The organism is Pseudomonas sp. BJa5 (assembly GCF_030272875.2).
GTDB lineage: Bacteria > Pseudomonadota > Gammaproteobacteria > Pseudomonadales > Pseudomonadaceae > Aquipseudomonas.
On the sequence record NZ_JALRNG020000242.1, the window covers coordinates 1 to 233 of the forward strand.

General features: G+C 62.2%; 1 pseudogene. It reads left to right on the forward strand.

Annotation, left to right across the window (positions count from 1 at the left end):
• Window positions 1-233: pseudogene (locus M2D63_RS26180) on the forward strand (lipocalin family protein); the annotation flags it as partial.

Here is a 233-nt window from a genome sequence, read left to right on the forward strand (position 1 = left end):
GGGCTCGGGGCCGGTACAGCCCAAGACAGTCGAGAAGGTCGACCTCATGCGTTAACAGGGCAAATGGTTCGAGCTGGAGCGCCTGACCATGTACTTCCAGCGTGACTGCGCCCAGTCCGAGGAACACTACAACGTCAAGCCCGATGGCTCCCTCCGCGTACTCAACCGTAGCCTGACCCGCGATGGCGAGTGGCAGGAAGTCAGCGGTAGTGCAACACCACAGGTGCCGGGCA